The sequence below is a fragment of the Mesorhizobium sp. P2_F7 genome, from assembly GCF_056403695.1.
On record NZ_JBFUFA010000009.1, the window covers coordinates 190,306 to 198,534 of the forward strand.

Consider the following 8,229-nt stretch of genomic DNA (forward strand, 5'->3'; position numbering starts at 1 on the left):
AGGGCCGTGCTTTATTCCCCGGTGCGGCGAGATTTTTTGGAGGGAGAGAAATTAGGCGGCGGTCGAGCAGACGCTTGGCCGGATCAGGCGCGCTTGCGCCTTGGCAGTTTCGTCAAACTGTCAGGGCGCTACTCCGCCGCCTCTGCGTAGTCCACGGGCACATAGTTGAGGATCGGGCCAAGCCAGCGTTCGACCTCGGCCAGCGGCATGGCCTTGCGGCGCGCATAGTCCTCAACCTGGTCGCGTTCGACCTTGGCGACGCCGAAATAGTAGCTTTCGGGATGCGCGAGATAGAGGCCGGAGACCGACGAGCCCGGCCACATTGCGTAGCTCTCGGTCAGGCTGACGCCAGCATTGCCCTCGCCGTCGAGCAGCCGGAACAATGTTGCCTTCTCGGTATGATCGGGCTGCGCGGGATAGCCGGGCGCCGGGCGGATGCCACGATAGGGCTCGCCGATCAGCTCGTCGGGCGCCAGCTTTTCATCCGCCGCATAGCCCCAGAGGTCCTTGCGCACCTTCTCGTGCATGCGCTCGGCAAAAGCTTCGGCGAAGCGGTCGGCCAGCGCCTTGACCATGATCGACGAATAATCGTCATTGGCGCGCTCGAAGCGTTCGGCGATCGCCACTTCCTCGATGCCTGCGGTGACGATGAAGCCGCCGATATAGTCGGGCTTGCCGCTGTCTGCGGGCGCGACGAAATCCGACAGCGCGACATTGGCCTTGCCGTCGCGCTTGGTCAGTTGCTGGCGCAGCGTGAAGAAGGTCGCCAGCTCCTGCGAGCGCTTCTCGTCGGTGAACAGCCTGATGTCGTCGCCGATAGCGTTGGCCGGCCAGAAGCCGATGACGCCACGCGGCGCGAACCATTTTTCCGCGATGATTTTCTGCAGCATCGCCTGCGCATCCTCGAACAGCTGGCGCGCCGCCGGTCCCTGCGCTTCATCCTCGAGGATCTTGGGATAGCGCCCCTTCAGCTCCCATGTCTGGAAGAAAGGCGTCCAGTCGATGTAGCGCGAGAGTTCGGTCAGGTCCCAGTTGTCGAAAACCTTCACGCCGGTGAAGGACGGCTTCGGCGGCTGGTAGGCAGACCAGTCGATCTTGTGCGCATTGGCCCTCGCTTTGGCGAGCGGCAGCCGCTGCTTGTCGGCTTCCGAGCGGGCATGCGCGTCGGCGACCTTCTTGTACTCGGCCCGTACCGCGTCGACATAGCCGGCCTTGCCGTCGTTCGACAGCAGCGCCGATACCACGCCGACCGCACGGCTGGCGTCGGCGACATAGACCGTCTGCCCCTTGGCGTAGCGCGGGTGGATCTTCACTGCGGTATGTACGCGGCTGGTCGTGGCGCCGCCGATCAGCAGCGGGATATCAAACCCCTCGCGCTCCATCTCGGCGGCCATGTGCGCCATCTCGTCCAGCGACGGCGTGATCAGGCCGGACAGGCCGATGATGTCGACCTTTTGCTCGCGCGCGGTCTGCAAGATTTTCGCCGCCGGCACCATGACGCCGAGATCGATGATCTCGTAATTGTTGCAGGCCAGCACGACGCCGACGATGTTCTTGCCGATGTCATGGACATCGCCCTTCACCGTCGCCATCAGTATTTTACCCGCCGTCTGGCGCTCGCCATTGTCGATGCCATTGGCGGCGTTGGCCAGTTTTTCCGCCTCCATATGCGGCAGCAATCCGGCCACCGCCTGCTTCATGACACGGGCCGACTTCACCACTTGCGGCAGAAACATTTTTCCCGCGCCGAACAGGTCGCCGACGACATTCATGCCGGCCATCAGCGGGCCTTCGATGACATGCAGCGGACGCTCGGCTGCCAGCCGCGCTTCCTCGGTGTCGGCGTCGATGAATTCGGTAATGCCGTTGACCAGCGCATGCGAAATGCGTCCTTCGACCGGCAGCTCGCGCCAGGCGAGATCGCGCTCCTTGCCTTCCTTGCCGGCGGTGCCCTTGAAGCGCTCGGCGATCTCCAGCATGCGCTCGGTGGCGGTGCCGCCGGCCCTGGGCGCGCGGTTGAGCACGACATCCTCGCAGGCTTCGCGCAGCTCCGGCTCGATCGTGTCGTAGACGGCGAGCTGACCGGCATTGACGATGCCCATATCCATGCCGCGCTGGATGGCGTGGTAGAGGAACACGGCATGCATGGCCTCGCGCACCGGCTCGTTGCCGCGGAACGAGAAAGACAGGTTGGAGACGCCGCCCGAGATATGGACATGCGGCAGCGTCGCAGTGATGTCGCCGGCGGCCTCGATGAAATCGACGCCGTAATTGTCATGCTCCTCGATGCCGGTGGCGACCGCGAAGACATTGGGGTCGAAGACGATGTCCTCGGGCGGGAAACCGGCCTGTTCGGTCAAGAGCTTGTAGGCGCGGGTGCAGATCTCGACCTTGCGCGCCTTGGTGTCGGCCTGACCGGCCTCGTCGAAGGCCATGACGACCACCGCCGCGCCATAGGCACGTACCAGCCTGGCGTGATGGAGGAACGCTTCCTCGCCTTCCTTCATCGAGATGGAATTGACCAGCGGCTTGCCCTGCACGCATTTCAGGCCGGCCTCGATGATCTCCCATTTCGAGCTATCGACCATCACCGGAACGCGGGCGATGTCCGGCTCGGCGGCGATCAAATTGAGATACTCGACCATCGCCTTCTTCGAATCGATCAGGCCCTCATCCATGTTGATGTCGATGATCTGGGCGCCATTGGCGACCTGGTCGCGCGCCACGTCGAGCGCGGGGACATAGTCGCCCGCGGTGATCAGTTTTCGGAACTTGGCCGAGCCGGTGACATTGGTGCGCTCGCCGACATTGACGAAGGGAATCTCGTCGGTCAGCGTGAACGGCTCCAGCCCGGACAGGCGCATCTTGCGCTCGATCTCGGGGATCGCGCGTGGCGGGTATTTCTTCACCGCCTCGGCAATCGCCCGGATGTGCTCCGGCGTCGAGCCGCAGCAGCCGCCGACGACATTGACCAACCCTTCCCTGGCGAAATCCTCGATCTGCGCGGCCATGAAGTCCGGGCTCTCGTCGTAGCGGCCGAATTCATTGGGCAGGCCGGCATTCGGATAGGCGCAGACGAAAGTGTCGGCGACGCCGGATATTTCGGCCAGATGCGCACGCATGGCGTTGGCGCCGAGCGCGCAGTTGAGACCGATGGTGAAGGGGCTGGCATGGCGCACCGAGTGCCAGAAGGCGGTCGGCGTCTGGCCCGACAGCGTGCGGCCGGAGAGATCGGTGATGGTGCCCGAAATCATCACCGGCAGATGCACGCCCTTCTCGAGAAATATCTCGTTGCAGGCAAAGATCGCCGCCTTGGCGTTCAGCGTGTCGAAGATGGTCTCGATCAGGATGATGTCGGCGCCGCCGTCGATCAGGCCGCGCAGCTGCTCGCCATAGGCCAGGCGCAATTCGTCGAAGGTCACAGCACGGTAGCCGGGATTGTTGACGTCGGGCGACATCGAGGCGGTGCGGTTGGTCGGCCCGAGCGCACCGGCGACGAAACGGCGCTTGCCGTCCTCCTGCTCGGCGCGAATGGCGGCGCGCCGCACCAGCCGCGCACCGTCGCGGTTCAGCGCATAGACGGCGTCCTCCATGCCGTAATCGGCCTGGGCGATCGAGGTCGAGGAGAAGGTGTTGGTCTCCAAAATGTCGGCGCCTGATATGGCGTATTGATAGTGGATCTCCTCGATCGCGGCGGGCTGGGTCAGGATCAGGAGGTCGTTGTTGCCCTGCTGGTGGCAGGCGCAGCCGGCAAAGGCCTCGCCGCGAAACTGCTCCTCGTCGAAACCGAGGCCCTGGATCTGCGTGCCCATGGCGCCGTCGAGGATGAGGATACGCTCACGCGCCGCCGCGGTGAGTGCTGCAAGCACCTGGGAACCGTCGGGCGTAGGCGCGACGGGGCCGAACAAAACGTCCAGCGGTGCAGTATTCTGCGACATTTTTTATCCTTGGGGCGACAAACCCAAGTCACATAAAGACATCTTTATGTCAACATACGCCTTTCAGATGCGCATGTCACGCCCTTTGCGAGAGCGCCGCCCTGTCGCCGGTTCCACCGTTGCGCTAGAGCCCGGCAACAGCGCTGCCTGACATCCGCCTCCTGTCGGCTTCGACCATTTCTTCCGCCAGTTGCTCCAGCCGAACCGTGGGATGCCAATCCAGGTCGCGACGGGCCCGGGAGGCGTCGCCGGTCAGAAGGTTCATTTCGGCTGGCCTGTAAAACGCCGGATCGACGGAGACGACCGTCTTGCCGGTGGCGCGGTCGACCGCGCGTTCGCCGGCTCCCTCCCCCAGCCAGTCCAGAAGAATGCCGGACGCATTGGCGGCGAAGCCGATGAAATCGCGCACCGAATGGGCGGTGCCCGTGGCAACGACAAAATCCGCGGGGCTTGGCAATTGCAGCATTTTCCACATGGCGCCGACATAGTCCCGGGCGTGACCCCAATCGCGCTTTGCGTCGAGGTTGCCGACACGCAGCGGCGCCTCCCGGTCGAGCGCGTATCGCGCCAGGCCGACCGAGACCTTGCGGGTCAGGAACTCGGCGCCGCGAAGCGGAGATTCGTGGTTGAACAGGATGCCGCTTGAGCAATGCAGCCCGAAGGCCTCCCGGTAATTGGCCACCGCCCAATGTGCGAAAAGCTTGGCGGTGCCATAGGGGTTGCGCGGGTGGAACGGGGTGCTTTCGGTCTGCGGGACATGTTCAGCGTTGCCGAACATTTCCGAGCTGGACGCCTGGTAGAACCGCGCTTCCGGCACGATCGTCCTGACGCATTCGAGCAGCCGCAAGGCGCCGATCCCCACGACTTCGGACGTATAGATCGGCTGGCGGACAGAGTCGCCGACGAAGCTTTGCCCCGCAAGGTTATAGATCTCATCCGGTCGAATGCTTTCCAACACGGCGCGAATGTTGGAGTCTTCGGTCAGCTCCATCGGCATAAGTTCGATGTCGTCGACGATGTTCAATTCCTGCAGGCGCCAGGTGCTTATCGCGGATGTGCTGCGGATCGTGCCGACAACACGGTAGCCCTTTTGCAGCAGAAGCCTTGCGAGGTAGGCTCCGTCCTGCCCCGTTACACCCGTCAGCAGCGCTGTCTTTTGTCGCAAGGTTCGCCCCGAATGTGAAGGAAGCACGCCTATCAGAAGTTCATCGATCTATGGCAGCCTGTCACTCGAACACACAAGTCCTGCGCGATCCTATTCCCCCACCACGTCCCGATACACCCTCACCTCGCCATCCTGGCCGCGAATGCGCCAGTCCTGCCCGTCCTGCGCCTCGATAGACCACGGCCCGAGCGGCACCTTGCCGCCGCCTTCCGGCAGGTCCAGCACATAGATGGGATTGCAGATGCCCGACAGGCGGGCGCGCAGCGCGCCGGCCAGCGCCTGGCCCTCGGCAATGGTGGTGCGCCGATGCGCCATGCCGCGCGCAAGGTCGCCATGGTGCAGGTAATAGGGCTTTACCCCCAGGCGATACATCAGCTCGCGACAGAGTTCCTCAAGCACCTCGACCGTGTCGTTGACGCCCTTGAGCAGGACGCTCTGGTTGAGCAGCACGAAGCCCGCCTGGCGCAAGGTGCGGCAAGCCAATTCAGTGTCCGACGTGATTTCGCGCGCGTGGTTGAAATGGGTGACGATGGTGACCATCAGCCGGCCCTGCAAGGCGCCAACCAGCCCCGGCGTGATCCGCGCCGGCAGCACAACGGGCACGCGGGTGTGCACGCGCAGCAGCCGCACATGCGCGATCGTCTCGATGCGGGCGCGGATTTCAGCCAGCGCCTTGTCCGGCAGCGACAGCGGATCGCCGCCGGTCAGGATCACCTCGCGGATTTCGGGATGAGCTTCGATATAGGCAAAGGCCTCTTCCAGAGCGTCACGCGTATAGCCGCGGCCGATCGAGGTCAGCGACTCCTTGCGGAAGCAGAAGCGGCAATAGACCGCGCATTGATAGGTCGGGAACAACAGCACCCGGTCGGCGTGGCGGTGCGTCAGCCGCGGCACGGGGCTGAAGGCATGGTCGGCGATCGGATCGTCGAGCTCGCCCTCCGTGTCCACCAGCTCATCCGGCGACGGAATGATTTGCGCGCGGATGGGATCGGCGGGATCGTTCCAGTCGATCAGGTCGAGATAGGTTTTTGGGGCACGCACCTTGTGCCGCGCGGCCGCCTCCTGCGCCGCCGCCCGTTCGGCCGGCGACAGCGGCAGCGAGGCGAGATCGCGGACATGGCGGACGCCGGCACGGATGTCGTCCTGCCAGGCGGTGTCGGCATCGGCCGCTGCGGTTTTAGGGTTCGAGATTGTGGTCATTGGAGGTCTCGGGGGCACAATTTGGGCGAGCTATCGGCCGGATGACCCGCGGGGTCAACCGTCTATCCGGATGCATAGCGTTCCTTCGCGCCTCGCCTCACACCCCGACCTTCGCCGCAATCGACCAGCGCAGCGATTTCAGGCAATCTGACGGACAAGGCGTTCCACGGGGAGATGGACGCATCAGGGAGGACTGCCATGAGCAAGATGCCGCGCTATGAGGATGCCATTCAGCGCTTTCGCATCGAAGACGAGATCGCCCGGTTGCATGGCAACCCTGCAACCGGCATCAATGCCTATGTCGAATGCTGCGGCCGCCATACCGGTGAAAACCGGCTGGCCCTGCGCGCGATCTCGGCCAGCGGCGAGCTCCGCGAATTCAGCTTCGACGATCTCGCCGACATGTCGGGACGCGCCGCCAATGTGCTCAAGGCTGCCGGCGTCGGTGCCGGCGATGTCGTGGCCGGCATGCTGCCGCGCATTCCCGAACTGGTGGCGCTGATCGTCGGCACCTGGCGGATCGGCGCGGTCTACCAGCCGCTTTTCACCGCCTTCGGCCCGAAGGCCATCGAGCATCGTCTCGGCTATAGCGCTGCCAGGATCGTGGTGACCAACCCGGCCAATCGCGGCAAGCTCGACGAGGTCGAGACACCAGCGCAAATCGCGACCGTTCTTGGTCCCGGCGAGGCGCTGCCGCAAGGCGACATGGATTTTCGCGCCGCGCTTGCCGCCGCCTCGCCCGACTGCCAGCCGGTGATGCGCAAGGGCGGCGACCTGCTCATGATGATGTCGACCTCCGGAACGACCGGCCTGCCCAAGGGCGTCCCGGTGCCGCTCAAGGCCCTGCTCGCCTTCGGCGCCTATATGCGCGACGCGATCGGGCTGCTGCCCGACGATGTCTTCTGGAACATCGCCGATCCCGGCTGGGCCTACGGCCTCTATTACGCCATCACCGGTCCCTTGCAGCTCGGCATCGCCACCACCTTCTATGAAGGCGCCTTCAACGCCAAAAGCACCTACGACATCATCGAGCGGCTCGGTGTCACCAGCCTCGCCGGCTCGCCCACCGCCTATCGCCTGCTGATGGCGGAAGGGCCTGACGCGGCCGCCCGTGTCAAAGGCAGGCTGCGCGTGGTGAGCAGCGCCGGCGAGCCGCTCAACCCGGAAGTGATCCGCTGGTTCGACGCAAATCTCGCCGCCCCCATCCACGACCATTACGGCCAGACCGAGAACGGCATGATGGTCAACAACCATCACGGCCTGACGCATATTGTCCGCGCGGGCTCGGCCGGCTTTGCGATGCCGGGCTACCGCATGGTGGTGCTGGACGATGCCGGCAACGAGCTCGGCCCCAACCAGCCCGGCATCCTCGCGGTCGACATCGCGAACTCGCCGCTGCGCTGGTTCGACGGTTATCACCAGGCCGAGACGCCGGCGATATCAGGCGGCTATTACCGGACCGGCGACACGGTGGAGTACGAGCCGGACGGTTCAGTGTCCTTCATCGGCCGCGCCGACGACGTCATCACCTCGGCCGGCTACCGCATCGGCCCATTCGACGTCGAAAGCGCGCTGATCGAGCATCCGGCGGTCAACGAGGCGGCGGTGGTCGGCGTGCCCGACCCGCAGCGCACCGAGATCGTCAAGGCTTTCGTGGTGCTGGCGCCGGCTTACGAGGGCAACCCCGACCTCGCCGAAGAACTTGCCCAGCATGTGAAGAAACGGCTCTCCGCGCACTCTTACCCGCGCGAGATCGAGTTCGTCACGGAACTGCCGAAAACGCCGAGCGGCAAGATCCAGCGGTTTTTGCTGAGGAAGGCGGAGGTGGAGAAGCCCAAAGGGTGATGTAGGCGCCAATCTCCCTCCTTGAGGGGGAGATGTCGCCGAAGGCGACAGAGGGGGTCGTTGCGCGTGAAGCGCTAACGT

General features: G+C 64.4%; 4 protein-coding genes. 1 reads left to right on the plus strand and 3 read right to left on the minus strand.

Annotated features, from left to right (window positions below):
• Positions 1-128: 128 nt before the first annotated feature.
• From metH to AC1DZ8_RS25390, 3 genes are all read right to left on the minus strand, one after another.
• Positions 129-3,938 carry a methionine synthase gene (gene metH, locus AC1DZ8_RS25380; RefSeq protein WP_477401815.1) on the minus strand — a complete coding sequence of 1,270 codons (3,810 nt, stop codon included), beginning with the start codon at positions 3,936-3,938 and terminating at the stop codon, positions 129-131.
• A 124-nt stretch (positions 3,939-4,062) separates the two neighbouring features.
• Complete coding sequence (locus tag AC1DZ8_RS25385) at positions 4,063-5,103, minus strand: GDP-mannose 4,6-dehydratase (protein ID WP_477309957.1); 1,041 nt, start codon at positions 5,101-5,103, stop codon at positions 4,063-4,065.
• A gap of 90 nt (positions 5,104-5,193) precedes the next feature.
• The gene (locus tag AC1DZ8_RS25390; RefSeq protein ID WP_477309958.1) at positions 5,194-6,303 is read right to left on the minus strand and encodes a KamA family radical SAM protein; all 1,110 of its coding nucleotides are present in this window, start codon (positions 6,301-6,303) and stop codon (positions 5,194-5,196) included.
• A 198-nt stretch (positions 6,304-6,501) separates the two neighbouring features.
• Between AC1DZ8_RS25390 and AC1DZ8_RS25395 the strand changes: the two genes are divergently transcribed.
• The gene (locus AC1DZ8_RS25395) at positions 6,502-8,148 is read left to right on the plus strand and encodes an acyl-CoA synthetase (protein WP_477401817.1); all 1,647 of its coding nucleotides are present in this window, start codon (positions 6,502-6,504) and stop codon (positions 8,146-8,148) included.
• Positions 8,149-8,229 lie beyond the last annotated feature (81 nt).

Coding starts and splice junctions, on each gene's coding strand:
- metH (WP_477401815.1), bottom strand. CDS start 3,938: ATGTCGCAGAATACTGCACCGCTGGACGTTTTGTTCGGCCCCGTCGCG.
- AC1DZ8_RS25390 (WP_477309958.1), bottom strand. CDS start 6,303: ATGACCACAATCTCGAACCCTAAAACCGCAGCGGCCGATGCCGACACC.
- AC1DZ8_RS25395 (WP_477401817.1), top strand. CDS start 6,502: ATGAGCAAGATGCCGCGCTATGAGGATGCCATTCAGCGCTTTCGCATC.